Here is a 24,780-nt window from a genome sequence, read left to right as displayed (position 1 = left end):
GATGGCCGAGACCGCCAAGAAGGTCAGAAAGGTCGCCATCGTCGCGGACCGGATCGCCTGGGAGGAGCGCGAGCTGATCCGGTCCGGCCCCGAGCACGGGCTGGACGTCGAGTGGGTCAACGACGAGTCCCTGTGCCTGGGCCACCCGGACGCCCCGTCCGTCAAGGACTACGACGCCCTGCTGGTCCGCAGCCGCAGTTACACCCGCGGCGGCCTGATCGCCTCGCTCGCCGAGGCGTCCGGGGCCCTGGTGCTCAACACCGCAGGCGCCATCCAGGCCTGCGAGAACAAGGCGGCGCTGCGCACCGTCCTGCGCAGCGCCGGGGTACCCGTGCCGGACTTCCGGCTGGTGCTGTCCCGCAAGGACTTCACCGAGGCGCTCGGCGAGATGCCCGTGCCGGTCGTCCTCAAGCCGGTCTTCGGCGGCATGGGCAAGCGGGTCACCCTGATCCGCGACACCGACACCGCCCAGTCCGTGTACGACTACGTCGAGGACCTCGGGCACGCCTTCGAGCAGGCCTGCCTCGTGGAGCCGTACCTGGGCGGCGGCACCTCGGTGCGCTGCCTGGTCGTCGGCCGCGAGCTGGTCGGGGCCGCCGAGTTCGCCAGCGGCGGCACCGACTGGCGCAACAACGCCGCGCTCGGCAACAGCAGCCGCGCCGTCGCGCACGACCCCGACGTCGTCAAGATCGTCGACGGGGTGGTGGACGTCCTGGGCCCCGGCATCTACGGGGTCGACCTCTTCCGCACGCCCGAGGGCTTCGTGGTCAACGAGGTCAACCACGCGCCCGGCTTCCGGGCCGTGGCCTCGGCCACCGGCGCGGACGTCCCGACGGCCGTCGTCCGCCACGTCCAGGAGCTGCTCGCATGATCCGTGCCGGAATCGTCGGCGCCTCCGGGCTCGCCGGCGGCGAACTCATCAGGCTGATCACCCAGCATCCCGACCTGGAGCTGACCTTCCTCGGCGGCTCCTCCAACATCGGCCGCCGGGTCTCCGAGATGCACCCCGGCCTGCGGCTGGACTTCGGGGGCCTGACGGTCCGGCCGGTCACGGAGGAGACCGCCGACGCGGTCGCCGACCAGGTCGACGTCCTGTTCCTGTCCACCCCGGCGCCGGTCTCGGCGGAGCTGGCGGCGCTGTTCGCCGACCGGGTGCCCGCGGTCATCGACCTCAGCGGCGCGTTCCGGATCCGCACCCCGGAACTGCACGACCGCTGGTACCCGAAGGTCAGCCGGCGTCCCGACCTCGTCGACCGCTTCGTGTACGGCGTACCGGAGCTGGTCGGCGACCGCTTCTCCGGCGCCCCGCTGATCTCACTGCCCGGCTGCTACGCCACCTCCATGACCCTGGGGCTGGCGCCCCTGACCCTGGGCCTGGGGCTGGACCTCAGGACCGTCGTGGTGGACGGCAAGTCCGGCTCCAGCGGCGGCGGCCTGAGCCTGCGCACGGCGGACCTGCACCCGCTCCGCAACGGGGCGATCGCCCCGTACGCGCCGACCGGGCACCGGCACGCCGGTGAGGTCCGCGACTTCCTGGAGCGCGGCAGGCCGGGTTCGATCGGGACGCTGAGCATGTCGGCGTACGGCGTCTCGCACGTCCGCGGCCTGATGACCAGCAGCTACGTGTTCACCGACGACCGGGTCGAGCTGCGCGAGCTGCAGCGCGCGTACCTGCGCTTCTACAAGAACAACCGGTTCGTGCGGGTGCGCCGCAACACCGAGACGCTCATCCCGGTGCCCGACCCGCAGGCGGTGCTGGGCTCCAACTACTGCGACGTGACGGTCCTGTACGACGAGGAGGACGGCCGCATCGTCGTGCTGTCCGCCCTCGACAACCTGGTCAAGGGAGCCGCGGGGCAGGCCGTGCAGGCCGCCAACCTGCGGTTCGAGCTGCCCGAGGAGACGGGCCTGACGATGCAGCCGGTGATGCCCGTATGAGCGAGACCCTGACCCGCCCCGACACGACCCTGGCGACGCTGGAGCGGACCGCCCCGACCGTGGTCAAGCTCGGCGGCAGCTGCCTCGACGCCCTCGCCGACACGTGGTGGGACGACCTGGCCCGGCACGGGCACGAGCAGCCGCTCGTCCTCGTGCACGGCTGGTCCAAGCCGCTCAAGCGGCTCCACCCGCGCTACAGCGAGCCGTCCGCCGTCCTGCGCGACCGGTACGGCAACCAGAGCCGGTGGACCACGCCCGAGGTCATCGCGGACATCAAGACCGTCAGCGCCGGCATGGCCGAGGACGTCTTCGCACGGCTGGAGCGGCGCGGCATCGCGGCCGAGCGGCTGCTGGGCAGCGAGGGCCTGGTGTTCGCCGGCGAGGGCGAGCGCTGGTGGTGGCGCGACAAGCAGCTGGTCGAGCTGGAGAACCTGGTCGGCCCGATCACCGCCGTGGACCCGACGGCGCTGAAGAACACCCAGCCCGGGCACGCCTACCTCGTCACCCCGCTCGCCAGGAACGCCGTCGGCCAGGAGGTCAACACCGACGCGGACCGGGCCGCGGCCGCCCTCGCCGGGGCCACCGGCGCCCGGGACCTCGTCCTGGTCACGGACGTGGCCCACCTGCTCATCGACGGCGAGCCGGTGCGCGAGATCACCGCCGAGGCGGCGGCCGCGTTCCGCGACAAGGGCGCCACCGGCGGCATGCGCAAGAAGCTGCGCGCCGCGGGCGAGGCCCTGGAGCGGGGCGTGGAGCGGGTGGTCATCGGCAGCGCGCCCGTCTCGGACCTGCTCGCCGGCCGCACCGGCACCGTCATCACGCGAAGCTGAGGAGTGGAGAGACCGTGGCGAAACCCCGTGTACTCGTCGTCAACAACGGGACCCTGTCCCTGAAGCAGCTGCGCACCCGCTTCGAGGAGCTGGGCTCGGACACCGACGCGGTCGACGCGGCGTCCGTACCGGCCTCGCTCGACGGCCGCTACCAGGCGATCGTGCTGAGCGGCACCAAGGTGCGGGCCTTCGACACCGACTACTACCGGCCGCTGATCGACCTGGTCATGGGCTCCGACGTGCCGGTGTACGGCATCTGCGGCGGCATGCAGATCATCGCGGTGGCCAACGGCGGCCGGCTGGCGGAGGGGCCGCAGCGGGTGGGCGGCTACGACGCCGAGGTCGACAAGACCGAGCCGCTGTTCACGTACGTCAAACCGACGGTGACCCTCTTCCACCGGCACACCCTGTACCTGCAGGAGGCCCCGGCGGGCTTCCGCTCCATCGGCCGCTCCGAGCACGCGCCAGTCGAGTTCCTGAGCTCGGACGACGGCCGGATCCTCGGCTCCCAGGCGCACGTGGAGTTCCGCCGGGACGGCCTGGAGGTCCTGCGCGGCTTCGCCCAGCTCTACCAGTGACCGCCGGCCGCCACACCCACACACGTACACACGTACCGAAGGACTTGACCATGAGTGCAGTGGAAGACACGCACGAGCCCGCGTTCACCGTGCACCTGAACGGCAGCGGCGGGCCCCTCAAGGGCTGGGTGGTGGTCGACTCGCTCGTCGACGGCCTGGCCATGGGCGGTACGCGCATGACCACGGCCGTCTCCGAGGAGGAGGTGGCCGGCCTGGCGCACGACATGACGCAGAAGTTCACCCTGGCGGGGCTGCGCATCGGCGGCGCCAAGGCCGGCATCGTGGCCGACGCCTCCAACTCCGAGGGCGCGGACCGGGTGGAGACGTTCCGCACCTTCGGCCGCACCGTCAAGCCGCTGCTGCACGGCGGCATCCACCTGGGCATCGACATGGGCGTCACCCCGGCCGACCGGGCGGTGTTCTTCGACACGGCCGGCTACGACCCGCGGTTCCGGCGCGGCGCCCCCGACATGCCGATCGACTGGCGCACGTACTACGAGCCCCTGATCGACTGCACCGGCCACGGCGTCGGGGTGGCCGCGCTCACCGCCCTGGAGGCGGGCGGCCGGGGCGGCCCGGCCCGGGTCGTGGTGCAGGGCTTCGGCGCGGTGGGCCGGGCGGTGGCCCGGTTCCTGGAGGACCGCGGGCACGTGATCGTCGGCGTCGCCGACGTGCAGGGCACCCTGCGCGCCGACCGGCTGCCGGTGGCCGACCTGGTCGCCATCACCGACGGCTTCGGCCGCATCGACCACTCCCGCCTCCCCGACGGCGTCACGGTCTCCACCGAGCCGGACGCCTGGCTGGACGTGGACGCCGACCTGCTGGTGCTGGCCGCGCAGAAGCACGCGCTGACCGCCGAGAACGCGCACCGGCTCAAGGCCGGCCTGGTGGTGGAGGGCGCGAACATCGCCTCCACCGAGGAGGCCAAGGAGAAGGCGGCCGCCGCCGGGATCGCCCTGGTCCCGGGCGTCATCGCCAACATCGGCGGGGCCGCCTCGGCCGCCCTGGCGGTCACCCGGGTGGTGCCCTTCGAGCTGGCGGCGCAGGCCCGCAAGGCCTGGGTGTTCGACTGGGTCGGCGACAAGGTCCGGCAGAACACCCGCGCCCTGCTGGAGATCGCCGCGGCCACGGCCGGCAACCCGCTGCCCGAACTGCTCGCGACCCGTCGTGGGGAACTGCTGCGATGACCACGACGACGACCTCCATCCTGGCCTCCTCCTCGGCCGCCGACCGCATGGCCGAGTACCGGCGGCGCGGCTGGTGGCGCGACGGGACGTTCCTCGACGACCTGCGCCGGCAGTCCCGCGAGCGGCCCCGCAAGCTGGCCATCGCCGGGCGGCGCCTGGACGAGGCCCGCACCGACACCCTCGACTACGCCGAACTGGCCCGGCTCACCGACCGGTTCGCCGGAGCGCTGCTGGAGCTGGACGTGCAGCGGGGCGACGTGGTCGCCGTCCAGCTGCCCAACCGGTGGGAGATGGTGCCGCTGATGTTCGCCTGCATGGCGGTCGGCGCCGTGATCTGCCCGATCGCGCCGGTCTGCCAGGAGGACGAGCTGCGCCACCGGCTCTCCCTCACCGGGGCGAAGGTGTGCGTCACCGTGCCGGAGTGGGAGGGCTACCCGCTGGCCGAGACGGTCGCCGGGCTGCGCGACGACCTGCCGCTCGAGCACCTGGTGGTGCTCGACGGCCAGGCGCCCGAGGGCGCGGTCGACTTCCAGCAGCACTTCGTCTCGGTGCACTGGGAGAAGACCCGGGCGGCGGACCTGGAGGGCCGGCAGCTGCGGCCCGACGAGCCGTTCGTGGTGCTGTTCACCTCGGGCACGACGGGCTTCTCCAAGGGCGTGGTGCACAGCCAGAACACCGTGCACTCGGGGGTGCGCGGCTACGTCGACACCTTCCTGCTCCGCGAGGACCTCGTGGTCGCCGTCACCACCCCCCTGGTGCACTACTCCGGCTTCGGCCAGGGAGTGCTCGCCGGGGTGATGCTCGGCGGCACGGTCGCCTTCCAGGACGGCCCCGACTTCGCGGGCCTGCTGGACCTGATCGAGCGGTACGGCGCCACGCTGCTCTACGGGCCCCCGCCGACCCTGTCGGGCGTGGCGCAGGCGCAGCAGGTCGACCCGCACGACGTCTCCAGCCTGCGGCACACCGTCACGGGCGCGGCACCCGTCCTCCAGGAGCTGGTGGACGAACTGCGCACGACCTTCGGCGCCCGCACGTACTCGGTGTGGGGCATGTCGGAGTTCGGGCCGGTCACCATCAGCCGGCTGGACTACAACCAGGACTGGGCGGCGCACAGCCACGGCCGGCCGATCGACTCCATGGAGATCCGCATCGACGTGTGCCACGACCCCACCAAGCGGGCCCCGGTGGGCCGGCTGCGGGCGCGCGGCGCGTCGCAGGCGCTCGGCTACTTCAAGCAGCAGGAGGCCTTCGACTCCGAGCTGACCGAGGACGGCTGGTTCGACACCGGCGACGTGGCGCGCGAGGACGGCCGCGGCGGCATCCGGATCCTGGGGCGGTCCCGGGACACGGTCCTGCGCGACGGGATCGTGGTCCCGATGGCCGAGCTGGAGGCGATCATCTCCCGGCACCCGAAGGTCACCGAGGCCGCGCTGGTCGGGCCGACCGGGCAGGTGGACGACCCCATCCTGGCCGTGGCCGTGCCGCGCGGCGGGCGCCGGCCCTCGCTCCAGGAGATCCGGGCGCACCTGCGCGACCACGGGCAGGACCCGCGGTTCTTCCCGGAGCGGCTCGAGGTCGTGGACGCGCTGCCCAAGACCCTGACGGGCAAGGTCCGCAAGGTCGAACTCAGGGAGCTGTACGCGGGCTGAGCCCGGCCCCGCTCCGGGTGCCGCGCCCTCGTGGCGCGGGCCCGCCCGGGAGCGGCCCGCGGCCGGCCCGGCCCTCCCCGCGGGAGCGGCCGGCCTCCGCGGGGCCGCTCCCGCACCCCAGACACCGGGGGGTGTTCCTCCCCCGTCCGCCCCCCGGTTCTCCCTTCCGTCCCTTCCCCGCCCCGATCCCGCCCCGATCCCGCCCCGATCCCGCCCCGATCCCGCCCCGCTGGAGGCCCGCAATGTCCACACCCGCGCCGGTGACCATGTCGGCGACCCTCGCCGCCGACGAGGAGCTGGAGCGTCGGCGCCGTGCCGGGGAGCGGGTCCTGTCGCTCGCCAGCGGCGAGATCGGGCTGCCGGTGCTGCCGGAGCTGCGGGCCCGGCTCGGCGCGGCGGCCGACCGCAACGCGTACGGTCCCGTCGCCGGCAGCCCGGAGCTGCGGGCGGCCGCGGCGGGCTACTGGGGGCGGCGCGGCCTGCCCGTCGACCCCTCCCTCGTGGTCTGCGGGCCGGGCACGAAACCGCTGCTGTTCGCGCTGATGCTGGCGGTCGGCGGCGACGTGGTGGTCCCGGTGCCCAGCTGGGTCAGCTACGCGGCGCAGGCCGCACTGGCCGGGGGCCGGGCGCTGCCGGTGCCGGTCCGGCCGGGCGAGGGCGGCGTACCGGACCCGGACCAGCTGCGGGCGGCGGTGGCGCGGGCCCGGGCGGCCGGGCGGCATCCGCGCAGCGTGGTGGTGACCCTGCCCGACAATCCGACCGGCACCGTCGCCGGGCCCGGCACCGTACAGCGGCTGGCCGAGGCGGCGCGGGAGCTGAACCTGCTCGTGATCTCCGACGAGATCTACTGCGACCTGGCCTTCGACCCGGCCGACCGGGCGGTCTCCCCCGCCGTGTTCGCGCCCGAGCGGACCGTGGTGACCACCGGGCTGACCAAGAACCTGGGCCTGGGCGGCTGGCGCATGGGAGTGGCCCGGCTCCCCGACAGCCCGCTCGGCCGCGAGACCCGCACCCGGCTGACCGGGATCGCCAGCCAGGTGTGGTCGAGCACCGCGGCGCCCGTCCAGGCGGCCGCCGCGTACGCGTTCGGCGAGCCGCCCGAGGTGGTCGAGCGGGTGGCCGCCTCGGTTCGGCTGCACGCGGCGGTGGCGCGGGCGGTGGCCGAGCGGTTCACGGCCGTCGGCGCGCTCCTCGCCCCGGTCGTGGCGACCTGCTACCTCTACCCCGACTTCGAGCCGCTGCGCGAGCGGCTGGCCCGGGTCCACGGGGTGCACTGCGGCGGGCAGCTGGCCGCCCTGTTCGCCGAGCGGTACGGGGTGGGGCTGCTGCCCGGCAGCGCCTTCGGCGAGGCGTCGGAGTCGCTGCGCGTCCGGGCCGCCACCAGCCGGCTGTACGGCGACACGGAGGCCGAGCGGACCGCCGCGCTGGCCGCGCCCGACCCGCTCGCCCTGCCCTGGATCAGGGCGTCCGTGGAGCGCGTCGGCGAGGTGCTGGCCGACCTCACGGCCGCCCCGTAGCGGCCGGTCCGTACCCCTGCCGCGCCCTGCGCCGCGTCCGCAGGCCCTCAGATCTTCACGTCCCCCTTTCGTCCCCGACCCAGGAGGTCCGGCCCGTGTCCACCATCCTCTTCGAATGCGAGTACCGGGGCCGCCGGTACGCCGGCCTCGGCATGCCGGTCCCCGGTGAGAGCACGACCTTGTACGCCGTGTCCGACGGGCAGTTGCGCGCCGCGCTGGTCGCCGGCCAGGGGCCCGAGGCGCTGGCCGCCGCGGTGACCGCCGTCACCGAGACGGTCACCGTGACCGCGGGCGACCCCGAGCTGCGGTTCCTGCCGCCGCTGCTGCCCACGGAGACGAACGACGCGCTGCTGACGGGCTTCATGGGCACGCACCGCTCCAAGTTCCCGGAGCCGCCGGCGCCGGACGAGGAGTTCAACGCCCCGAACTGGCTCATCAAGGGCTTCGGCTCCTGGCTGCGCGTACGGGGCGAGGAGCTGACCGTGCCCGCGCAGGCCGTGGCGCTGCTGGAGGAGCCGGAGGTGGCCCTCGTCTTCGTCAACGACGAGGAGGGCTACCCGCGCTACGCCGGCTACTCCTTCGGCAACGACCTCAACGACATCGGGCTGCACCAGCGGAACCCGTGGGGCTGGACGCCGTACGCGAAGCTGTGCGACACGTCCATGACGCCGTGGCTGTTCCTCGGGGAGCCGCCGCGTACGGTGACCGGGACGATCACCATCGAGCGCGACGGGGAGCCGGCCTGGCAGGGCGACTTCTCGTGCGGCGGGGACGCCGTCTTCCACCGGGTCGCGGACATGGTGAACAACCTGTTCTCCTACCCGGCGATGCGCCGGCCCGGGCTGGTGAACTACCTGCTGCTGGGCTCCGACAAGGCCAGCTGGCACGCCGGGTACCGGATCGCCGACGGCGACCGGATCGTGATCGACGTGGCCAGCCACGGGGTCGAGCTGGCCAACACCGTGCGGTTCGCCGAGCCGCTCGCGGACGTGATCGGGCCGGTGGCGGTGCCGGAGCCGGCCTCCGTCTGAGTCAGGAGGCGGCCGGCTGCCGCTGCGCCTCGCGGACGGCGTCGAGGTAGCCGGAGATGGCGTCCCGGTTGCGCACGAGGCACGCGATGCGCTCGTCCATCCGGTCGCGCTCGCGCTCCAGCGCGTCGACCGTCTCCTGCGCGGCGCCGGAGATCCGGATCTCGCGGGGCCGGTCGAGGCAGGGCAGCACCTGCCGGATGACCCGGGTCGGCAGCCCGGCGTCGAGGAGGCCGCGCACCTGCAGGACCCGGTCCACGCAGTCCTCGTCGTACTCGCGGTAGCCGTTCAGGGAGCGGGCGGCCCGGACGAGCCCCTGCTCCTCGTAGTAGCGCAGCAACCGGCGGGACGTACCGGTGCGTTCGGACAGCTCCCCGATGCGCATGTGACCCACTCCACACCAGAAGGTCTCTCTGAAGGTCTTGACCTTCACACTTATGTAAGGGTTTGAGCATACAGGCCATGACGACTTCACAGGAAACACTGACTGCGCCCTCCCCCAAGGGAGTTGACGACCGCAAGCTCCCCATGTCGCCGCTGCTGGCGCTGGCCACCGCGGCCTTCATGGGGATCCTCACCGAGGCGCTGCCCGCCGGCGTGCTGCCCGAGATGGCCCGTGACCTCTCGGTCAGCGAGTCCGCGACCGGGCAGATGCTGACCATCTACGCCATCGCCACCGGCCTGTCGGCGATCCCCGTGTCCGTCGCCACGGCCGGGTGGCGGCGGCGCAAGCTGCTGCTGGTCTCCGTACTGGCGTTCGCCGTGGCCAACCTGGTCACGGCCGTCTCCTCCAACTACGCGCTGACCATGGTGTTCCGCCTGGTGGCCGGTGTGGCCGCGGCGGTGGTGTGGGCCGAGCTCGTCGGGTACGCCCGGCGGCTGGCGCCGCCCCACCTGGTGGGCCGGGCCATCGCGATCACCATGGCGGGCATCCCGCTCGCACTCGCGCTGGGCATCCCCGTGGGCACGTTCCTCGGCAAGCTGCTCGGCTGGCGGCTGACCTTCGGCCTGGTCACCGCGGTGTCCGTGGCGCTGATCTTCTGGATCCTGGCGTCGGTGCCCGACGCACCGGGTCAGGAGGCCGGCAAGCGCGAACCGATCCTGAAGGCGCTGCGGCTGCCGGGCGTGGTGGCGGTGCTGTTCGTCGTCGCGGCGTACGTCCTGGCGCACAACGTCCTCTACACCTACATCGCCACGTTCCTCGACGAGTACGAACTCGGCGGCCAGCGCGACATCATCCTGCTGGTCTTCGGCCTCGCCTCGATGGTGAGCATCTTCATCACCGGTGCCCTCGTGGACCGCAAGCTGCGGTCCCTGACCATTGGCAGCACCGCCCTGTTCATCGTGGCGGCCGGCCTGCTGTGGGCGATGGCCGACAACGCGGTGGTGGTGTACGCGGCGATGATCCTGTGGGGTCTGGGCTGGGGCGGCGTGGCCACGCTGCTGCAGACCGCCGTGACCGACGCGGGCGGCGACCGCGGCCAGGCCCTGCTGGTCACCACCTGGAACTCCTTCATGGCCGGCGGCGGCGCGGTGGGCGGCATCCTGCTCGACCGGTTGGGTCCGACGTCCTTCCCGTGGAGCGTGCTGGCGCTGCTGGCGCCGGTCCTGCTGGTCGTGGTCGGGGCGCGGGCGCACGCCTTCCCGGCCAAGCGGCCGGCGACGGGCTGACACCCCTGCCCGTACCGCTCGAAGCGGCCCCCGGACGCCGGGGGCCGCTTCGCGTGCGTGTGGGGGGAGGGGGACGGGGACGGAAGGGGGCCGGGAGCGGGACGGGTCGGGGCCGGCGGGGCCGCCGCCATTCAGCCCCGGCCCATCCGGTAGCCGACGCCGCGGACGGTGATGATCCACGTGGGGGCGCCGAGCTTGGCCCGCAGGCTGCTCACGTGGGTGTCGATGGTGCGGCTGGAGTCGGCCCAACTGGTGTCCCACACCCGGGCCATGAGCTCCTTGCGGGACACCACGCCCTCGGGCCGGGAGGCGAGCAGGCACAGGAGCTCGAACTCCTTGCCGGTGAGGGCGACGGGCTCGCCGGCCAGCCGCACCTCGCGGGTCAGGACGTCGATGCGCAGCGGGTCGAGGCGGAGGAACCGGTGGGGCTGCGGGCGCGGTAGCGCCCGGCGCAGGACGGCCTCGATGCGGGCGGCCATCTCCCGGGCCCCGCAGGAGGTGACGACGCAGTCGTCGGCCCCGGCCTGGAGGGCGAGGACCCGGTCCATCTCGGTGTCGTGGGGCGTGACGGAGATGATCGGCTTGTTTCCGGTCTCCCTGATGGAGCGGCAGACCTCCAGACCGTCGATGTCGGGGAGGTCGAGGCCGAGCAGGACCAGGTCCGACTGCTCGTGCGAGCGGAGCGCCTTCGCGCCGGTGTCGACGCTGCGGGCGGCGTAGCCCTGCCGGCGCAGCTCGCGGACCCTGCTCTCGGCCGCGGTGTCGTCGTCCTCGACGACGAGGACGCGGGCACCTAATTGAGTCATTGCTCTCCCCCTTGTGCGCCAGTCGGTGCGAGGTGCGCGCGAGCGCGCCCCGAGCATGACTAAATAATAGTGTCTCTTTTTTTTTAACCGCCACCCGGTGTGGGAGGAACCTCCGCGCCGGGGGCCCGCCGAGCCGCCGGCCGCACCGCGCCGCAGGGAAGGAACATGGGGATGCAAGAGAGGGCCGCCCGGACGCGCCGGACCCTGGTCAAGGCCGCTGCCTGCGAGTTCGACCGCCACGGGTACGCCGGCTCGTCCCTGACGCGCATCGCGCGGACCGCCGGGATCTCCACGGGCGCCGTGACCTTCCACTTCCCGAACAAGGAGGAACTCGCCGAGGTGGTGCGCGCGCAGGGGCACGCGGCCACGCTGGCCGCGGTGGCCCGCGTACGGGCGTGCCAGGAGGACCCGCTGCGGTCCGTGGTCACCCTGACGCTGACCCTGGCCCGGCTGCTGGAGGACGAGGCCTCCGTCCGCGCGGCGGCCCGGCTGACGCGTGAACAGCCGGGCTGCGGGCCGCGGTGGACCGGGGCGTGGGTACCGGTGGTGCGCGAGCGGCTGCGGCCGCTGGACGAGGGTCCGGACGGCGGCGACGGGGCCACCCTGACCGCGCTGGCCGTGCACCTGGTCGCGGGGGTGGAGTGCGACGCCCGCAGCCGGGCCGGCCGCCCGGAGGTCCCGGGGGGACGGCCCGCCGCACGGCTGGCCCGGATCTGGGACCTGGTGCTGCGCGGGTACGACCGGGCGTGACCCGCGCGCCGGCGTCCGGTCAGACGGCGCTGCACCCGCCGTCCACGGGGATCGCCCCGCCGGTGACGAACGACGACTGGTCGCAGAGCAGCCAGGCCGCCGCACGGGCCACCTCCACGGGGTCGGCGAGGCGCGGCTGCACGGCCCGGGCCGTGGCTGCCTGCTCCAGCATCGGCAGCTCCCGGATCGCGTCTTCCATCAGCTCGGTGCGGGTGGCCCCCACCATCAGGGCGTTGACGCGGATGCCGTGCCGCCCGTACTCGGCCGCCGCGGCCCGGGTCAGCCCGAGGACGGCGTGCTTGGCGGCGACGTACGGGGCGCTGGCCCCGGTCGCGAACGAGCCCGCGGTGCTGGAGGTGTTGACGATCGCGCCGCCCGCCTCCTGGCCGAGCATGACCGGGATCTGCTGCTTCAGGCAGTTCCAGACACCCCGGACGTTGACGTCCATGGTCCGGTCGAAGACGGCGTCGTCCAGCTCGTGCAGCTCCGTGCCGATGGAGCCCCAACCGGCGTTGTTGAACGCCCCGTCCAGACCCCCGAACGCCTCCACCGCGCGGGCCACCGCGCGCTCGACGTCCGCCGGGGCGGTGACGTCGCCGGGCACCGCCTCGGCCCGGCCCCCGGCGGCCCGTATCCCGGCCGCGAGGTCGTCCAGCAGCTCCTTGCGGCGGGCCATCAGCACCACCGCCGCCCCTTCGGCGGCGAACAGCCGTGCGGCCGCCGCGCCGATCCCGCTGGAGGCCCCGGTGACCATGACGGTCCTGCCGCGCAGCATCCCCTGGCCGTGCTCCATCGTGTGTCCTTCCCCGTCGGCGTACCCGACTCAGATGCGAACAGGAGTTCCCGAGCGACACCGTACCGGGGCACCCTGACGGTGCCTCAGGCGCAGTCGGCCCGGGCCACGCGCCCGCGGCCCTCACCGAGCTCGATCCTCTTGACGGCACTGGGCACGGCGACGGCCTGCAACAGGCAGCTCCAGATCTCCTCGACCCGCTGCGGCAGGTCCAGGTGCCCCGACTCGACGTAGGAATGCATCTGCGCGCCGGTGCAGGCGTTCACGACGAGGCGGGCGAGTTTGCCGACGTCGGTGCCGGCGCGCAGCTCGCGCCGGGTCTGCGCCGCGCGCAGGTCCTCGAGGATGATCTCGGTCCACTGCTGGTGCGAGTTCTCCTCGGCCGGCGTGAACTGCTCCTGCTCCCACACCAGCCGCGCCCCGGCGCGCAGCACGGGGTTGTCGAGGAGCTGGTACGCCCAGGCGAGCGTGACGTCGACGGCGTGCTGGAGGCCGCGCGAGGCGTGCGGCGGGACGACGAGTTCGGGCTGCGCGGCGACGATGTGGCGGGCCAGCTCCTCCTTGTTGCGGAAGTGGAAGTACACCGCCCCCAGGGTCACGCCCGCCCGGTCGGCGACCTTCATGACGCTGGTGCCGGCGAAGCCGTTCTCCGCGAACACCTCCGCGGCGGCCTGGATCACTGCGGCACGCGTCCGCTCGGCCCGTTCCTGTTTCACAGCCCGCACGGCCATGTGTCACACCCCGCTCTTCAAGACGAGTCTTCACCAAAAGAAAAATGTTCTTTATTTTATGCCTGGGGATGAGCCGTCGGCAGGCACATCACCAGGTTCGGCACGACTTCAGCACACGGCCGGCACGTCGATCACCCGTGCTCGGCCCGTCTTCGGCACGTGATCAGGCACGACTCAAGCACGAACCCGGCACCACCCGGCGCGCACCGCAGGTTTGCGTGACCGGATCCGCACGCTCTTACAGGGGGATCGTCTTCATGTCAGCAAGTGCACGCACGAGAACGACGAGCACGCCGAACGCGGTGGGCCACACGGAAGGGACGGGCACGACGGGCGGGGCCCGGACCGGTTCCGCCGTCGCCGCCGACGCGGCGGGCGGGGGGTTACCCGGTCCAGGAGTCGAGTCGCTGGTCCGCAAGTCGCGCCGGCACGAGGCCCTGGTCTCCGGGTGGAGCGAGGTGTCGGACACCACGCGGCGCGTGACCGTCCGCTGGCCGCGCGACCACGCGTTCTACACCGTCGACGGGCGCTACAGCCCGTTGCTGTTCACCGAGAGCCTGCGCCAGGCACTGGCGCTCCTGACCCACGACGTCCACCACGTCCCGCTCGGCCACCGGCTCGGCTGGGAGCACGTCCACGCCACGGTCGACCCCGCCACCCTCGCGATCGACGCGGACCCGGGGACCGGAACTCGAGCCGGAGCCGGAGCCGGAACCGGCGTCGGCGCCCACGCGGACGCCGTCACCCTCCTCATCACCGACCTCTCCGTCCGGCGCCGCCGGATGGGCTCGGTCCACCTCGCCTCGCGCATCCACGCCTGGCGCGCCGGACGCCCCGTCGGCACCGCCGAGTTGGCGTACAGCACCCACCCGCCCGCCGTCTACGACCGGCTGCGCGGCCCGTACGCCCACGCCGGCCAGGCCTTCGCCCGGGCCCTGCCGCTGACCCCGCCGGTGGCGGCCCACCGGGTCGGCCGCAGCCACGACCGCGACGTCGTGCTCTCCCCCACGGACACCCCGTACCGGTGGCAGCTGCGCGTTGACGTCTCGCACGGCGTCCTCTTCGACCACCCGCACGACCACGTACCGGGGATGGTGCTCCTGGAGGCCGCCGTCCAGGCCGCCCACGCCTGCGCGGACGGCCCGGTGGTGGCCGTGGCGTTCGAGACGGAGTTCCACCGGTACGTCGAGTTCGACCGGCCCTGCCTGCTGGTGGCCGAGCCCGCCCTGCCCGACACGGCGGGCCGCGCCCGCGTCCGCGTCTGCGCCACCCAGGACGGCCGCCCGGTCTTCTCGGCAACGGTCTCCACGCTCCCCGTCCACTCCTGACGCGGTCCGCCCCTCCCCTGTAGGCCGGGGCGCGGGACCCGCACGGGCCCCGCGCCCCGGCCGGCCGGACCGACAAGGAAAGTTGCACAAATCCAGCTGCGCAAATCATCTTGTGCACCTACCCTATGGAGGTGACCACCGACGAACAGCACCCGCAGACACCACCGATGACGGATCCTCAGGTGCTACGGGCGATGACTCACCCGGTGCGGCTGCGCCTGTACGAACTCCTCGTGGCGGAGGGCCCGGCCACCGCGGCGCGGCTGTCGCGGTACGTGCCCGTCGCGCCCGGGTCCCTCAGCTACCACCTGCGCACGCTCGCGGCCTGCGGGTTCGTGGTGGAGGCCGAGGGGCCCGGCACGGACGGGCGCGAGCGGTGGTGGCGGGCCGTACCGGGCGGCATGCGGTTCTCGTCCGGGGACTTCGCCGGAAGCGCCGGCGGGCGCGAGGCCCTGGCCGCGGCCCAGCGCGTCCTGGCCGAGCGCCGCGCGGCGCGGCTGCGCGAGTGGGAGGCCGGCGGCCCCGCCCGCTGGGGCGAGAACTGGGCGGACGCGGCGGTCTCGTACGACGGCCTGCTGCGGCTGACCCCGGACGAGCTGCGGGAGTTCGGCACGGAACTCGACGCCCTGCTGGAGCGCTGGGGCGACCGGACCCGAGCCCGCGCCGCGGCCGGCACCACCCCCGAGCCGGACACCGAACAGGTCTTCGTCATCGCCCAGGCCTTCCCCTTCGAGGGCGGTACGGAAGGGTGAGCGCCCGTCGCGAGCGGGGGCCCGGCTTACCCGGTCCCGCCCGCTTCCTCTGCGGGCTGGGCCTCTCGCTCGCCGGGGACCAGATGTGGTTCGTGGCCCTCGGATGGACCGCCGCACGGTGGGAATCGCCCTTGCGGACCACGGCGGTGATGGCCTGTGCGTCGGTTCCGCGGGCGGTGCTGCTCCTCGTGGGCGGCACCCTGGCCGACCGCTACGGTCCGCTGCGCGTGGTCCGCGTCAGCCAACTGCTGCGCACCGCCCTCATGGCGGCCGCCGCCCTCGGCCTGTGGCTCGCCGGCGGGGCACCGCTCGCCCTGCTGGCGGCGACGGCCGTGGCGTTCGGCGTACTGGACGCCGCACACGTCCCGGCGACCTCGGCCGCACCGACCCGCCTGGTGCCCCGCGCGGAACTGCCCCGGGCCCAGGGTGCCGTCCAAGCGGTGCAGCGCACGGCCGGCGTCCTCGGCGCCCCGGCGGGCGGCGCGGTCACCGCCTTCGCCGGCCCCGCCGCGGCGACCGCGCTCGTCGCGGCGTTCTTCGCCCTGTCCCTGACCCTGCTCCGGCACGTGCGGGACCGGCCCGCGGCCCCACCGCCACGCCGGCACACCACACCGCGCGGCACGGCCGACCACACCGGCCGGCAGGCGGTCGCGGCAGGAGTCCGGTACGCGGTGCGCGAGCCGGTGGTCGGCCGAGTGCTGGTGGTGGTGGCGGTGCTGAACCTGGCGCTGGCCGCACCGCTCAACGTCGGTCTGGCCCTGCTGTCCGCCGAGCGGGGCTGGGGCCCCGCGGGCTACTCGGTCACGGTGTCGGCGTTCGCGGCGGGCGCGGTGGCGGGCGCGTTGTTCTCCGCACGGCGCGGCGGGCGCCCGCGAGCGGCCGCCGCCGGACTCGGCTGGGTGGCGGCGGGCGGGGCGTGCCTGGCCCTGTGTCCGCTCGCCCCGTCGCTCGTACCGGTGCTGGCCCTGACGGCGGCGCTGGGGTTCACCACCGGGCCCGCGACCGCCCTGCTCTTCGGTCTCGTGCAGGCCCGCACCCACGAGCACTACACCGGTCGCGTGTCGGCCCTCGCGGGCTTCGCCTCCCTCGGACTCGCGCCCGTCTCCTACGCCGCCTTCGGCTCCCTGGCCGGCGCGATCGGCCTGACCCCGGCCTTCGAGGCCTGCGCCGCCGCCACCCTCACCACCGCAGCCCTGACCTGGACGAACCGGTCCGTCCGCACCGCCACCCCGAACACCCCGGTCACACCGGGCACACCGGGCACACCGGGCACACCGGAACTCCGTGTCGTCCACGTCGAGGACGAGCGCGACTCCGTCGATCCCACCTGAAGGGTGTCGCAGGAGGTACCTCAGTCGGAGGGGTCCGCGGCGTCGTCCGGCGGGAGGTTGGGGACGTCGGCGGGGAAGAGGCTGAGGAGCAGTCCGTAGGCCTCGCCGTGGGCGGGGTCTGCGGGGTGGGGTTCCGCGGCAAGTGCGCGCAGGCGGAGGTCCAGTGCCCGCGCCTCGTCCTCGGTCAGCCAGAGGTGGCGCAGTGAGGTGTGCGAGATCCGGTCGGGGGCGTTCGGCAGCATCTCGCCGAGCGCTGCGTTGATGAGGAACTCCGGGCCGACCTCCGCCCCCCGGTCCAGCTTGAAGCTCTTGCCGGCCAGTGCGAAGTACTGCTCGGTGCCGCCGCGCACCCGACGGGTCTCCGTGAGCCGCACCAGGCCCGCCTCGCGCAGGACGCGTACGTGGTAGCCGATGGTGCCCTTGCTCATCCCCAGTGCCCCGGCGAGCTGGCGCAGTGTCGCCGGGCGCTGGCGCAACACGTTGACCATGCGTTGACGCATCGGGTGCCCCAGGGCCTTGAACTGCTCCGGCGAGCTCAGGACGAGGTGGCCCTCGTCGTCACGGCGCGCCTCGTCCTGGTCGGCGTCGTGTGCGGGCGTGGGCGGCTGGTCTTCTGCCATGCGTTGAAGTGTCTATGAATCTCGATGCTTTTGACAACTCCGGCCCGGTGCGCCAGAATCCTGCCTCAGGAAGTGGCGAGAAACCTCGCCACTTAAGTAGTGAGACTTCAGGAGTCCAATTGCCCCTCGCCACCGCCCGCGTCGCCACCACCCGCTCCGCGCGCTACATCAAGCAGCTCGTCTCGCACATGGGCCACAAGGTCACCACCACCCTCGGTCACGACGGCCGCGGCACGATCACCGTCGCCTCCGGCACCTGCACCCTCATGCCCACCCCGGACACGCTGGAGCTGACGGCCACCGCGGTCGACACCGAAGCGCTGGGCCGGGTCCAGGACGTCATCACCCGCCACCTGGTGCGCTTCGCCACCCAGGAAGAGCTCGCCGTCGAGTGGTCGGCCCCGATCGACGGCGCCGACCTGGAGCCCCTCGCCCCCGCCGTCAGCGACTACCTGTTCAGCCAGCACACCCCGGCCGACGAGGTCCTCGGCGGACTGGCCGCCGCCACCCGCGATGCCGTGGGCGAGGCCGCGCACATGCAGGTCTCCTCTGACGAGGGCGCCCTGCTCACCATGCTGACGAGGCTGACCGACGCCCACTTCGCGGTCGAGGTCGGCGTCTTCACCGGCTACTCGTCCCTCTGCATCGCCCGCGGCCTGGCCGACGGCGGCCGCCTGCTCGCCTGCGACGTCAGCGAGGAGTGGGCCGCGATCGGCCGGCCGTACTGGGAGAGGGCCGGCGTCGCCGACCGGATCGACCTCCGCATCGCCCCCGCGCTGGAGACGCTCCGCGCGCTCGGCGAGGAGCCGGTCATCGACATCGCGTTCGTCGACGCCGACAAGCCGGCCTACCCGGCGTACTACGAGGAGATCGTGCGCCGACTGCGCCCCGGCGGCCTCGTGGTGCTGGACAACGTGTTCCTCGGCGGCCGCGTCCTCGACCCCGCCTACCAGGACGAGCGCTACGTGGCCATGCGCCGCCTCAACGACCTGATCACCACCGACGACCGGGTGGACTCGGTCATGCTCCCCGTGCGCGACGGCGTCACCATCGCCCGCCGCCGCTGACGCGGCGGCCGACCGCCCACTCGGCTTCGAGGTCGAGCATGCCGGGCCGTGCTGCGCGCGGACGCGTCGGAGAAAGTTGACATGTCGGAGTTCTCCGACGCATAGTCGGGGTATGGCAGGAGTGGACGTGTTCAGTGCGCTGGCCAATCCGGCACGGCGCAAGCTGCTGGAGGCCCTGCGGGACGGACCTCGCGCGGCGGGTGACCTCGCCGGCGAGTTCGAGTTGAGCAGGCCTGCGGTGTCCGAGCACCTTGCGGTGCTCAAGAGGGCCGCCCTCGTACGGGAAGAGCCGCGCGGGCGCCACCGCTACTACCACCTCGAAGCGGCACCGCTCGCCGAAGTCGGCGCATGGCTCCACCCCTTCGAGCACTACTGGCGGGCCCGGATGGGCGCGCTGCGCGACCTGTTGGACGAGGAGAACCCGTGAGCACCGCCCCCGACCCGAACCACCCCGACACCATCCACTGCGACCAGTTCATCGCGCACCCGCCCGCGAAGGTGTGGCGCGCGCTGACCGAGCCCGAGCTGCACGCCAAGTGGTGGGCCGCGGGCGACGTGCGGCCGGTCGTGGGCCACCGCTTCACGCTGGACATGGGCCCCTGGGGCCAGCAGGCGTGCGAGGTGCTGGCCGTCGAGCCGGAGCGGCTGCTGCGCTACTCCTTCGCCCCCGGCTCGCTGGACACCACGATCACGTGGCGGCTCGAGGCGGAGGGGTCCGGCACCCGCCTGTTCCTGGAGCACGCGGGCTTCGACCTGGACTCCCCCCTCGGCAAGGCCGCCTTCGAGGGCATGGGCGACGGCTGGCCGAAGCTCCTCACCCGCATCGAGCGTGCCCTCACGGACTGAGGGGACCTCGAACCCTCGAACCTCGAACCCTCAAACCTCAAACCTCGAACCTCGAACCTCGAACCTCGAACCTCGAACCTCGAACCAGGGTGAATCCTTCCGTGCCCGCCGCGCCTCTCATGGGCGTGCGGACGAACGTGTCCGCCCCGCACCCCACCGGGAGGAACCCATGACCACCGCCGTCATCGTCGCCGCGGCCGCCGTGCTGCTGTGCGCGTGCACCGTCACGCTGCTGCGCCGCCGGAAGCGTCAGCGTGGCTGACCACCGCTGGCCCGGCGCGGTCCTGGTCGACGCGGCCCAGCGCGGCGACGTCGAGGCGCTCACCGCGCTGGTGTACGGCTCGTACCCGCACGTGCGCCGGTTCGCGCACTCGCTGTGCGCCACGCCCCAGGACGCCGAGGACGCCGCCCAGGAAGCGCTGATCATCCTCTACCGCAAGATCGGCATGCTGCGCGCCTCCGGGGCCCTGGCGTCGTGGATGTTCCGGATCGTCCGCAACGAGTGCCTGCGCCGCACCCGCTCCCTGGTCCACCCGCTCCACCCCCTCCCGGCGGACGGGCCCGGTCCCCTCGGCACGGCGGGCGGCTCCGACGCGCTCGGCGGCACCGCGCGGTCCGCCGAGGAGGACGCCCTGCTGCGCCTGGAGGCCGAGCGCGTCGCGGCGGCCGTCGCCGCCCTGCCGGACGACCAACGGCAGGTACTGGTCATGCGGGACGTCCAGGGCCTGCCCGGCCGCACCGTCGCCGACCGGCTCGGGCTGACCACCGCCGCCATGAAGTCCCGCCTGCACCGCGCCCGTTCGGCCGTGCGCGAGGCACTGCGCGACGCGCCGGCCGCCACGACGAAGGGAACCGACGTTGACGCCTGACGAGAAGACCGGGACGGCCCGCGGCGGCTTCGCCAGCCGCTCCGTCCCGCGGCATCTGGCCCGCGGGGCCCTCGGCTTCGGCGCTCTCGCCGGGTCCCTGGCCCTGCTGCCGGTCGCCGGCCCGGCGAGCCTGCTGCTCGCCCCGGTCGGCCTGGTCGCGCTGCGCGGCTGCCCGATGTGCTGGGCGATCGGCCTCGTGGAGACCGTCACGGCCGGGCGGCTGCGGCGGTCCTGCACCGGGGGCCCGGACGGCAGGTGCGAACTGACCCGCGCGGGGGCCCGGGTGACCTCGCCCTGACGGGGCGGACGGCACGGAACGCAGCACGGCAGGCCCGGCGGCACGTACGGCACGTACGGCACGTACGGCACGCAGCACGGCACTGCACGGCACGGCACGGCCCGGCACGGCGGGCGCGCGACCGGTTGAGGTCGCGCGCCCGCCGTGTGCTCCGGGCCGTTCCCCCCAGGTGGGGTGGCTTCGCGGCCGCGCCGTGGTGTGGGTCCTCTCGGTGCTTGACCCGGCAGGGCCTGCAGGCCCTGCGGCAGGCCCACCCCTGGGGCTCCGGGGCTTCGCCCTGGCCTCCGGCCACCCCAGGCCCGGGCCCGCCTCCGGACCAGCCTGCCCTACCGCCTCAAGCGCCTCCCCCACACACCACGGCGCGGCAACTCCCGCGAATGGGGGGCCACCCACCCCCGCCTGCCCTCAGGGCCGGGCGTAGGGGACCGTCATGATCTCCATGTTGTGGCCGTCGGGGTCGAGGAAGTAGGCGCCGCGGCCGCCGAAGAGGGTGTTGGGGCGGCCGGGGTCGGTGTGGGCGGGGTCGGAGTAGTAGGTGACGCCGAGGAACTCCAGGCGGGAGATCGCGGCGTCGAAGCCGTCCTCCGGGACCAGGAAGGCGTAGTGCTGCGACTGGATCGGCTCGTCGGTCTTCTCGTAGTAGTCGAGCGTGACGCCGTTGCCGAGGTCCACGGGCAGGAACGGACCGAACGGGGCGGCCACCGTCAGGCCCAGGACCGCGGCGATGAACTCGGCGGACAGGCGGCGGTCGGTCGCGTACACGGCCGTGTGGTTCAACTGGACGGCGGCCGTCGCTGCGGTCGCCGTGGCGGGGACGTGCGGGGGCTGCTGGGGAAGGGACATGTGTCGTGTGCTCCGTGCTCCGGTCTCGGATCGCTGGGTGGGGCGCCGCGGAGGGGCGCCGGGTGCGAGGACGCGGAGGGGACGGCGGGGCTCGGGCCCGCCCCGGGGTCACGCCGGGGCCGGGAACCTCACTCGTGCATGGCCCATGGCCGACCCGGCAGTCACGCGGACGAGCTTAACGATCAAGGGCGGACCGGGCAACGCCACCGGACCGCACACGGGTTCGGCGCCAGTACGACACCGCGAGGGCGACCGTGAGGGGGCCCCAGAAGAACTGGGGGAAGTACAGCAGGCCCACGACGAGGTGACCGGTGCGGGTCATGTCGGCGTGCGGGAAGGTCCACCACCACGGGAGGCCGGCCCAGAGGAACGTCAGGACGAGCCCGCCAAGCAGCGCCGGCAGGGCCGCGGCCAGGGGGCGGACGCGCCGGCCGCCGATGAACGGCAGCCAGTGCGGGACGGTTTCGCCCCACGGGCGGACCAGACCGAGGGTGAGCAGCGCGATCAGCTCCGAGCCCACGCTGAGGGAGAGCATCACGGCCTTGGCGGACGGGGTCTCGAAGGGGACGAAGCCGGCGGCGGTGTAGCCGGCGGGGAAGCCGAGGACGAGGGCGAGGCGCCACAGGCCGCCGGGCAGGACCAGGAGCGTGAGGGAGTGTGCGGCCCGGACCGCCCAGCGGGGTGCGGGCGCGGTGGTCGCGGGCGACGCGGAGCGGGTGGTGGCCGCGGGGGCGGGCTGCGTGGTCATGCGGTCATCGTGGCCGGGGCCCCGGGGTCGGTGCGTCCGGCTGGACGGTGGTCCCGGCGGTACGGGCTCCCCCGTGCGGGGGAGCCCGTACGCCCCTCCGGGAGGAGCACCGCGGCCGGACCGTCACGCCGCCGCCGCGAGGCCCACGGGGCGGGCCCGGGCGGTGCGCGGCGGCCAGGGGATCAGGGCGGGCGGCCGCAGTTCGTGCGAGACGAAGGCCGTCATCGCCCAGGGGGCGTCCTGGCGGGTCGGCTCCAGCCGCGTGTGCCCGTACCAGGGGTCGGGGCCGTGGCCGTCGATGCCGTGCAGGAACACGGAGCCGTCGGCGGGGAAGGTCAGGCCGACGTCCCCGGCCCCCTCCGTCAGGCCCCGGCCGGTGGCCTTGACCGCCGCCTCCAGGAGGGTCCACGCGTGGAAGAAGGTCTCCGGCGAGGCGGTGCGCGGCATGGCCGGGTAGACGAAGGCCAGGACGTCGAGGTTGGTGGTCTCGGGGCGGACGAGTTCGACGTCCACCCCGATGGGTCCGCTCTCGGTGGCGCCCAGCAGCAGCAGGCCGTCGGAGCGGGACCAGCTGATGTGGGTGCCGGGGTGGTCGGGCAGGTGGGGTTTGCCCGCGGGGTCGTAGTGGATGCGCAGGCCGTGCGGGTCGGTGCCGAGGCGGTCGGCGAGCAGCCGGCGGACGGCGAGCCGGGCCCGGAAGAACCGGTGCGCGGCCCGGGCGTGCACGAACTCGGCGCCGCGGCGCAGTTCGTCCTCGGTGAGGCCCTCGGGATAGTTCGCGGTGATGTCGGTGGGGGCTGTGCGGTCGAGGTCGACCAGCCAGGCGTCCATGGGGCGCCGTCCTTTCCTACAGGGTGAACGCCCTGGTGGCGGAGCGGGAGGGGTCGCCGGGGCGCAGGTGGAGCGTGCCCGCGGCGGGGTGCAGGACGGCTGCGGCGACGGTGCGCTCGGCACGGATGTCGCCGCGGTCGGGTACGCAGATCGGCGGCCGGGACAGCAGGGCGAAGTGGTCGCCGGGGACCGCGTCGGAGGGCAGCTCCGCCAGACCCTCGGTGGCGGCCTTGAGGCGGCGCAGCGAGGAGTTGCGGGCGAAGACGTTGAGTTCGTCGCGCGGGACGAAGTCCGGGTGGAGGAAGTGGTTGGTGTGGACGGCCGTCCTGGCGGCGGCAGCGCCGTCCCGCGGCGCGGCCGCCTCCGTCACCCGCAGCTCGCCGCCGAGGAGTTCGACGTACAGCGCCCGCTCCGCGTCGCACAGCATGAGCGAGCGGGAGCTGGCCAGCGGGAGGCCGGCCAGGACCTCCAGGGCCTCGGTGACGCTGCCGGCGGTGTCGAGGAGGTGCCGGATGGCGAGGTACGGGGGCACGCCCGGGCGCCAGTCGCCGCCGAGGACGAGGTTGAGGCCGACGGCCAGCCCGTCGCTGTTGACGCCCAGGTAGCCGAGGAGGCCGGCGAAGCTGAGCACCAGGGAGCGCCGGGGCGAGCCGGCCGGGGCCAGCCGCAGCACGCTGATGTGGTCGTCCAGGTCGCCGTTGAGGTCGACGGTCTGGGCGAGGACGGGCGCGCCGGTGCCGATGCGCGCGTAGGTCGTGCAGTCCCCGGCCGTGGGGATCTTGGAGTAGCCCATGATCTCGCGGCGCAGCTGGAGCAGCCAGGCCTCGTCCTCGGTGAGGCGGGCGCCGGCGGCGAGGCCGGCCACCTCCTCGGCGAGGGCGGGCAGGGCGGCCGTGATCGCGGTGCGGTACGCGGCGATGCGCGGGCGCAGCGCCTCGTACGTGAACGGGGTGGTGGTCAGGTGGTTGAGGCGGGCCAGGCCGTCGTCGAGGAATCCGCGCAGCGGGGCGGCGAGCGCCTCGCCGTGCGCGCGGCCGAGGTCGTACGGGCTGCCGGCGGCGTCGATGAAGGTGACCGGGTCCGCGCCCGCGGGGGCGGCGGCCGCCCCCGCGGCGGCGCCGGCCGCCGCGGGGGTCACCTGTGCGGTGTCGGTCATGCGTGCGCCACGGCCTGCTTCGGGCCCACGGCGAGCGCGGCCCGGACCTCGGGCCATTCGGCGCGCAGGACGCTGTAGAAGATCGCGTCGCGGCGGCGGCCGCCCGGCATGTAGTTGAAGGAGCGCAGCACGCCCTCCTCGGTGGCGCCGATGTTGCGCAGCCCCTTGCGGGCCTGGACGTTGAGGACGTCGGTCTTGAACTCGACGCGTTCGGCGTCCAGGACCTCGAAGGCGTGCGCCAGCAGCAGGGCCTTGGCCCAGTGGTTGATGCCCTTGCCGCGGAAGTCGCGGCCCAGCCAGGACCACCCGATCTCCAGGCGGCGGTCGGCCTCGACGAGGTTGCCGTAGCTCATGCTGCCGGCGATGCGGCCGGTCGCCTTGTCGACGATGGTGTACACGGCGCGGCGGCCGGCGGCGTGGTCGGCGAGGTTGGTGGCGAAGAAGGTCTCGAAGTCGGCGTCGGTCTCGACGGCGGAGACGAAGTAGCGCCAGATGTCGGGGTCCATGGCGACGGCGCGGATGCCCTCGCGGTCGGCCTCGGTGACGGGGCGGACGACGACGTGCTCGTTCTCGAGGCGGGCGGCGGCGTGGGTGGTCCAGGAGGCGGTCATGG

The 24,780-nt window shown here is 73.9% G+C and carries 28 protein-coding genes; 18 read left to right on the top strand and 10 right to left on the bottom strand.

What is annotated here, in order from left to right; genetic code table 11:
• Position 1: 1 nt before the first annotated feature.
• From ACIQCH_RS30935 to ACIQCH_RS30900, 8 genes are all read left to right on the top strand, one after another.
• Positions 2-871 carry a RimK family alpha-L-glutamate ligase gene (locus tag ACIQCH_RS30935; protein ID WP_402586369.1) on the top strand — a complete coding sequence of 290 codons (870 nt, stop codon included), beginning with the start codon at positions 2-4 and terminating at the stop codon, positions 869-871.
• A complete protein-coding gene (argC, locus tag ACIQCH_RS30930) occupies positions 868-1,938 on the top strand; it encodes an N-acetyl-gamma-glutamyl-phosphate reductase (RefSeq protein WP_402586334.1) in 1,071 nt (356 codons plus the stop codon). The genes ACIQCH_RS30935 and argC overlap by 4 nt, the downstream gene beginning before the upstream one ends.
• Positions 1,935-2,768 carry an acetylglutamate kinase gene (locus ACIQCH_RS30925; RefSeq protein ID WP_402586332.1) on the top strand — a complete coding sequence of 278 codons (834 nt, stop codon included), beginning with the start codon at positions 1,935-1,937 and terminating at the stop codon, positions 2,766-2,768. The genes argC and ACIQCH_RS30925 overlap by 4 nt, the downstream gene beginning before the upstream one ends.
• Before the next feature lie 14 nt (positions 2,769-2,782).
• Entirely contained in the window at positions 2,783-3,346 is a 564-nt protein-coding gene (locus ACIQCH_RS30920) for a type 1 glutamine amidotransferase (RefSeq protein WP_402586330.1), read from the top strand.
• Positions 3,347-3,396: 50 nt separating this feature from the next.
• The gene (locus tag ACIQCH_RS30915) at positions 3,397-4,533 is read left to right on the top strand and encodes a Glu/Leu/Phe/Val dehydrogenase dimerization domain-containing protein (protein ID WP_402586328.1); all 1,137 of its coding nucleotides are present in this window, start codon (positions 3,397-3,399) and stop codon (positions 4,531-4,533) included.
• Positions 4,530-6,182, top strand: coding sequence for an AMP-binding protein (locus ACIQCH_RS30910; protein ID WP_402586326.1), 1,653 nt, complete (start codon positions 4,530-4,532; stop codon positions 6,180-6,182). Before ACIQCH_RS30915 ends, ACIQCH_RS30910 begins: the two co-directional genes overlap by 4 nt.
• Before the next feature lie 242 nt (positions 6,183-6,424).
• The gene (locus tag ACIQCH_RS30905) at positions 6,425-7,699 is read left to right on the top strand and encodes a pyridoxal phosphate-dependent aminotransferase (RefSeq protein WP_402586324.1); all 1,275 of its coding nucleotides are present in this window, start codon (positions 6,425-6,427) and stop codon (positions 7,697-7,699) included.
• 95 nt (positions 7,700-7,794) lie between these two features.
• On the top strand, positions 7,795-8,730 hold the full coding sequence (locus ACIQCH_RS30900) for a fumarylacetoacetate (FAA) hydrolase (protein ID WP_402586322.1): 936 nt from the start codon (positions 7,795-7,797) through the stop codon (positions 8,728-8,730).
• Position 8,731: 1 nt separating this feature from the next.
• Here ACIQCH_RS30900 and ACIQCH_RS30895 read toward each other — a convergent pair whose 3' ends face one another.
• Positions 8,732-9,112, bottom strand: a complete 381-nt coding sequence (locus ACIQCH_RS30895) for a MerR family transcriptional regulator (RefSeq protein ID WP_402586320.1) — start codon at positions 9,110-9,112, stop codon at positions 8,732-8,734.
• Between the two features lie 77 nt (positions 9,113-9,189).
• Here ACIQCH_RS30895 and ACIQCH_RS30890 point away from each other — a divergent pair, with 77 nt between their 5' ends.
• Positions 9,190-10,398, top strand: coding sequence for an MFS transporter (locus ACIQCH_RS30890; protein ID WP_402586318.1), 1,209 nt, complete (start codon positions 9,190-9,192; stop codon positions 10,396-10,398).
• A gap of 131 nt (positions 10,399-10,529) precedes the next feature.
• On the opposite strand, the gene ACIQCH_RS30885 is transcribed toward ACIQCH_RS30890, so the two are convergent.
• The gene (locus ACIQCH_RS30885) at positions 10,530-11,204 is read right to left on the bottom strand and encodes a response regulator transcription factor (RefSeq protein WP_402586316.1); all 675 of its coding nucleotides are present in this window, start codon (positions 11,202-11,204) and stop codon (positions 10,530-10,532) included.
• Between the two features lie 171 nt (positions 11,205-11,375).
• On the opposite strand from ACIQCH_RS30885, the gene ACIQCH_RS30880 reads away from it, so the two are divergent.
• Positions 11,376-11,954 carry a TetR family transcriptional regulator gene (locus ACIQCH_RS30880; RefSeq protein ID WP_402586315.1) on the top strand — a complete coding sequence of 193 codons (579 nt, stop codon included), beginning with the start codon at positions 11,376-11,378 and terminating at the stop codon, positions 11,952-11,954.
• Positions 11,955-11,973: 19 nt separating this feature from the next.
• Here ACIQCH_RS30880 and ACIQCH_RS30875 read toward each other — a convergent pair whose 3' ends face one another.
• Positions 11,974-12,708, bottom strand: coding sequence for an SDR family NAD(P)-dependent oxidoreductase (locus ACIQCH_RS30875; RefSeq protein WP_402586367.1), 735 nt, complete (start codon positions 12,706-12,708; stop codon positions 11,974-11,976).
• A 125-nt stretch (positions 12,709-12,833) separates the two neighbouring features.
• The gene (locus ACIQCH_RS30870) at positions 12,834-13,478 is read right to left on the bottom strand and encodes a ScbR family autoregulator-binding transcription factor (protein WP_402586313.1); all 645 of its coding nucleotides are present in this window, start codon (positions 13,476-13,478) and stop codon (positions 12,834-12,836) included.
• 257 nt (positions 13,479-13,735) lie between these two features.
• Here ACIQCH_RS30870 and ACIQCH_RS30865 point away from each other — a divergent pair, with 257 nt between their 5' ends.
• The 3 genes from ACIQCH_RS30865 to ACIQCH_RS30855 all read left to right on the top strand — a co-directional run bounded on the left by ACIQCH_RS30865 (position 13,736) and on the right by ACIQCH_RS30855 (position 16,889).
• Positions 13,736-14,806, top strand: a complete 1,071-nt coding sequence (locus ACIQCH_RS30865; RefSeq protein ID WP_402586311.1) for a ScbA/BarX family gamma-butyrolactone biosynthesis protein — start codon at positions 13,736-13,738, stop codon at positions 14,804-14,806.
• 131 nt (positions 14,807-14,937) lie between these two features.
• Positions 14,938-15,558 (top strand): helix-turn-helix domain-containing protein, encoded by a 621-nt coding sequence (locus ACIQCH_RS30860; RefSeq protein ID WP_402586309.1) that lies wholly within the window; start codon positions 14,938-14,940, stop codon positions 15,556-15,558.
• The gene (locus tag ACIQCH_RS30855) at positions 15,555-16,889 is read left to right on the top strand and encodes an MFS transporter (protein WP_402586308.1); all 1,335 of its coding nucleotides are present in this window, start codon (positions 15,555-15,557) and stop codon (positions 16,887-16,889) included. Before ACIQCH_RS30860 ends, ACIQCH_RS30855 begins: the two co-directional genes overlap by 4 nt.
• Before the next feature lie 20 nt (positions 16,890-16,909).
• Here ACIQCH_RS30855 and ACIQCH_RS30850 read toward each other — a convergent pair whose 3' ends face one another.
• Positions 16,910-17,509, bottom strand: coding sequence for an ArsR/SmtB family transcription factor (locus tag ACIQCH_RS30850; protein ID WP_402586306.1), 600 nt, complete (start codon positions 17,507-17,509; stop codon positions 16,910-16,912).
• 119 nt (positions 17,510-17,628) lie between these two features.
• On the opposite strand from ACIQCH_RS30850, the gene ACIQCH_RS30845 reads away from it, so the two are divergent.
• The 5 genes from ACIQCH_RS30845 to ACIQCH_RS30825 all read left to right on the top strand — a co-directional run bounded on the left by ACIQCH_RS30845 (position 17,629) and on the right by ACIQCH_RS30825 (position 20,589).
• Positions 17,629-18,576: a DUF2218 domain-containing protein gene (locus ACIQCH_RS30845; protein WP_402586304.1), complete on the top strand. Its 948-nt coding sequence runs from the start codon at positions 17,629-17,631 to the stop codon at positions 18,574-18,576.
• A gap of 112 nt (positions 18,577-18,688) precedes the next feature.
• Positions 18,689-19,003 carry an ArsR/SmtB family transcription factor gene (locus ACIQCH_RS30840; RefSeq protein WP_402586302.1) on the top strand — a complete coding sequence of 105 codons (315 nt, stop codon included), beginning with the start codon at positions 18,689-18,691 and terminating at the stop codon, positions 19,001-19,003.
• Positions 19,000-19,422: an SRPBCC domain-containing protein gene (locus ACIQCH_RS30835; RefSeq protein WP_402586301.1), complete on the top strand. Its 423-nt coding sequence runs from the start codon at positions 19,000-19,002 to the stop codon at positions 19,420-19,422. The genes ACIQCH_RS30840 and ACIQCH_RS30835 overlap by 4 nt, the downstream gene beginning before the upstream one ends.
• A gap of 254 nt (positions 19,423-19,676) precedes the next feature.
• Complete coding sequence (locus tag ACIQCH_RS30830) at positions 19,677-20,291, top strand: RNA polymerase sigma factor (RefSeq protein WP_402586300.1); 615 nt, start codon at positions 19,677-19,679, stop codon at positions 20,289-20,291.
• The gene (locus ACIQCH_RS30825) at positions 20,281-20,589 is read left to right on the top strand and encodes a hypothetical protein (protein WP_402586298.1); all 309 of its coding nucleotides are present in this window, start codon (positions 20,281-20,283) and stop codon (positions 20,587-20,589) included. The genes ACIQCH_RS30830 and ACIQCH_RS30825 overlap by 11 nt, the downstream gene beginning before the upstream one ends.
• Positions 20,590-20,994: 405 nt before the next feature.
• Here ACIQCH_RS30825 and ACIQCH_RS30820 read toward each other — a convergent pair whose 3' ends face one another.
• The 5 genes from ACIQCH_RS30820 to ACIQCH_RS30800 all read right to left on the bottom strand — a co-directional run bounded on the left by ACIQCH_RS30820 (position 20,995) and on the right by ACIQCH_RS30800 (position 24,778).
• On the bottom strand, positions 20,995-21,432 hold the full coding sequence (locus tag ACIQCH_RS30820) for a VOC family protein (RefSeq protein WP_402586296.1): 438 nt from the start codon (positions 21,430-21,432) through the stop codon (positions 20,995-20,997).
• 175 nt (positions 21,433-21,607) lie between these two features.
• A complete protein-coding gene (locus ACIQCH_RS30815) occupies positions 21,608-22,180 on the bottom strand; it encodes a hypothetical protein (protein ID WP_402586294.1) in 573 nt (190 codons plus the stop codon).
• Positions 22,181-22,303: 123 nt separating this feature from the next.
• Positions 22,304-23,011 (bottom strand): 4'-phosphopantetheinyl transferase family protein, encoded by a 708-nt coding sequence (locus tag ACIQCH_RS30810; RefSeq protein WP_402586292.1) that lies wholly within the window; start codon positions 23,009-23,011, stop codon positions 22,304-22,306.
• A 16-nt stretch (positions 23,012-23,027) separates the two neighbouring features.
• On the bottom strand, positions 23,028-24,167 hold the full coding sequence (locus ACIQCH_RS30805) for a C45 family autoproteolytic acyltransferase/hydolase (protein WP_402586291.1): 1,140 nt from the start codon (positions 24,165-24,167) through the stop codon (positions 23,028-23,030).
• Positions 24,164-24,778 (bottom strand): GNAT family N-acetyltransferase, encoded by a 615-nt coding sequence (locus ACIQCH_RS30800; protein WP_402586289.1) that lies wholly within the window; start codon positions 24,776-24,778, stop codon positions 24,164-24,166. Before ACIQCH_RS30800 ends, ACIQCH_RS30805 begins: the two co-directional genes overlap by 4 nt.
• Positions 24,779-24,780: the final 2 nt, after the last annotated feature.

The sequence above is a fragment of the Streptomyces sp. NPDC093225 genome (genome assembly GCF_044753805.1).
In the GTDB taxonomy this organism is placed as follows: Bacteria; Actinomycetota; Actinomycetes; order Streptomycetales; family Streptomycetaceae; genus Streptomyces.
The sequence above is the reverse complement of the archived record's forward strand: the minus strand, read 5'-3'. Positions and strand labels throughout refer to the sequence as shown.

Bases quoted from the DNA above. Each gene is read 5' to 3' on its own strand.
- ACIQCH_RS30800 (WP_402586289.1), bottom strand. From the start codon at position 24,778: ATGACCGCCTCCTGGACCACCCACGCCGCCGCCCGCCTCGAGAACGAG.
- ACIQCH_RS30895 (WP_402586320.1), bottom strand. From the start codon at position 9,112: ATGCGCATCGGGGAGCTGTCCGAACGCACCGGTACGTCCCGCCGGTTG.
- ACIQCH_RS30915 (WP_402586328.1), top strand. From the start codon at position 3,397: ATGAGTGCAGTGGAAGACACGCACGAGCCCGCGTTCACCGTGCACCTG.
- ACIQCH_RS30910 (WP_402586326.1), top strand. From the start codon at position 4,530: ATGACCACGACGACGACCTCCATCCTGGCCTCCTCCTCGGCCGCCGAC.
- ACIQCH_RS30865 (WP_402586311.1), top strand. From the start codon at position 13,736: ATGTCAGCAAGTGCACGCACGAGAACGACGAGCACGCCGAACGCGGTG.
- ACIQCH_RS30820 (WP_402586296.1), bottom strand. From the start codon at position 21,432: ATGTCCCTTCCCCAGCAGCCCCCGCACGTCCCCGCCACGGCGACCGCA.
- ACIQCH_RS30805 (WP_402586291.1), bottom strand. From the start codon at position 24,167: ATGACCGACACCGCACAGGTGACCCCCGCGGCGGCCGGCGCCGCCGCG.
- ACIQCH_RS30885 (WP_402586316.1), bottom strand. From the start codon at position 11,204: ATGACTCAATTAGGTGCCCGCGTCCTCGTCGTCGAGGACGACGACACC.
- ACIQCH_RS30870 (WP_402586313.1), bottom strand. From the start codon at position 13,478: ATGGCCGTGCGGGCTGTGAAACAGGAACGGGCCGAGCGGACGCGTGCC.
- ACIQCH_RS30815 (WP_402586294.1), bottom strand. From the start codon at position 22,180: ATGACCACGCAGCCCGCCCCCGCGGCCACCACCCGCTCCGCGTCGCCC.
- ACIQCH_RS30810 (WP_402586292.1), bottom strand. From the start codon at position 23,011: ATGGACGCCTGGCTGGTCGACCTCGACCGCACAGCCCCCACCGACATC.
- ACIQCH_RS30880 (WP_402586315.1), top strand. From the start codon at position 11,376: ATGCAAGAGAGGGCCGCCCGGACGCGCCGGACCCTGGTCAAGGCCGCT.
- ACIQCH_RS30935 (WP_402586369.1), top strand. From the start codon at position 2: ATGGCCGAGACCGCCAAGAAGGTCAGAAAGGTCGCCATCGTCGCGGAC.
- ACIQCH_RS30875 (WP_402586367.1), bottom strand. From the start codon at position 12,708: ATGGTCACCGGGGCCTCCAGCGGGATCGGCGCGGCGGCCGCACGGCTG.
- argC (WP_402586334.1), top strand. From the start codon at position 868: ATGATCCGTGCCGGAATCGTCGGCGCCTCCGGGCTCGCCGGCGGCGAA.
- ACIQCH_RS30840 (WP_402586302.1), top strand. From the start codon at position 18,689: ATGGCAGGAGTGGACGTGTTCAGTGCGCTGGCCAATCCGGCACGGCGC.
- ACIQCH_RS30925 (WP_402586332.1), top strand. From the start codon at position 1,935: ATGAGCGAGACCCTGACCCGCCCCGACACGACCCTGGCGACGCTGGAG.
- ACIQCH_RS30850 (WP_402586306.1), bottom strand. From the start codon at position 17,509: ATGGCAGAAGACCAGCCGCCCACGCCCGCACACGACGCCGACCAGGAC.
- ACIQCH_RS30890 (WP_402586318.1), top strand. From the start codon at position 9,190: ATGACGACTTCACAGGAAACACTGACTGCGCCCTCCCCCAAGGGAGTT.
- ACIQCH_RS30905 (WP_402586324.1), top strand. From the start codon at position 6,425: ATGTCCACACCCGCGCCGGTGACCATGTCGGCGACCCTCGCCGCCGAC.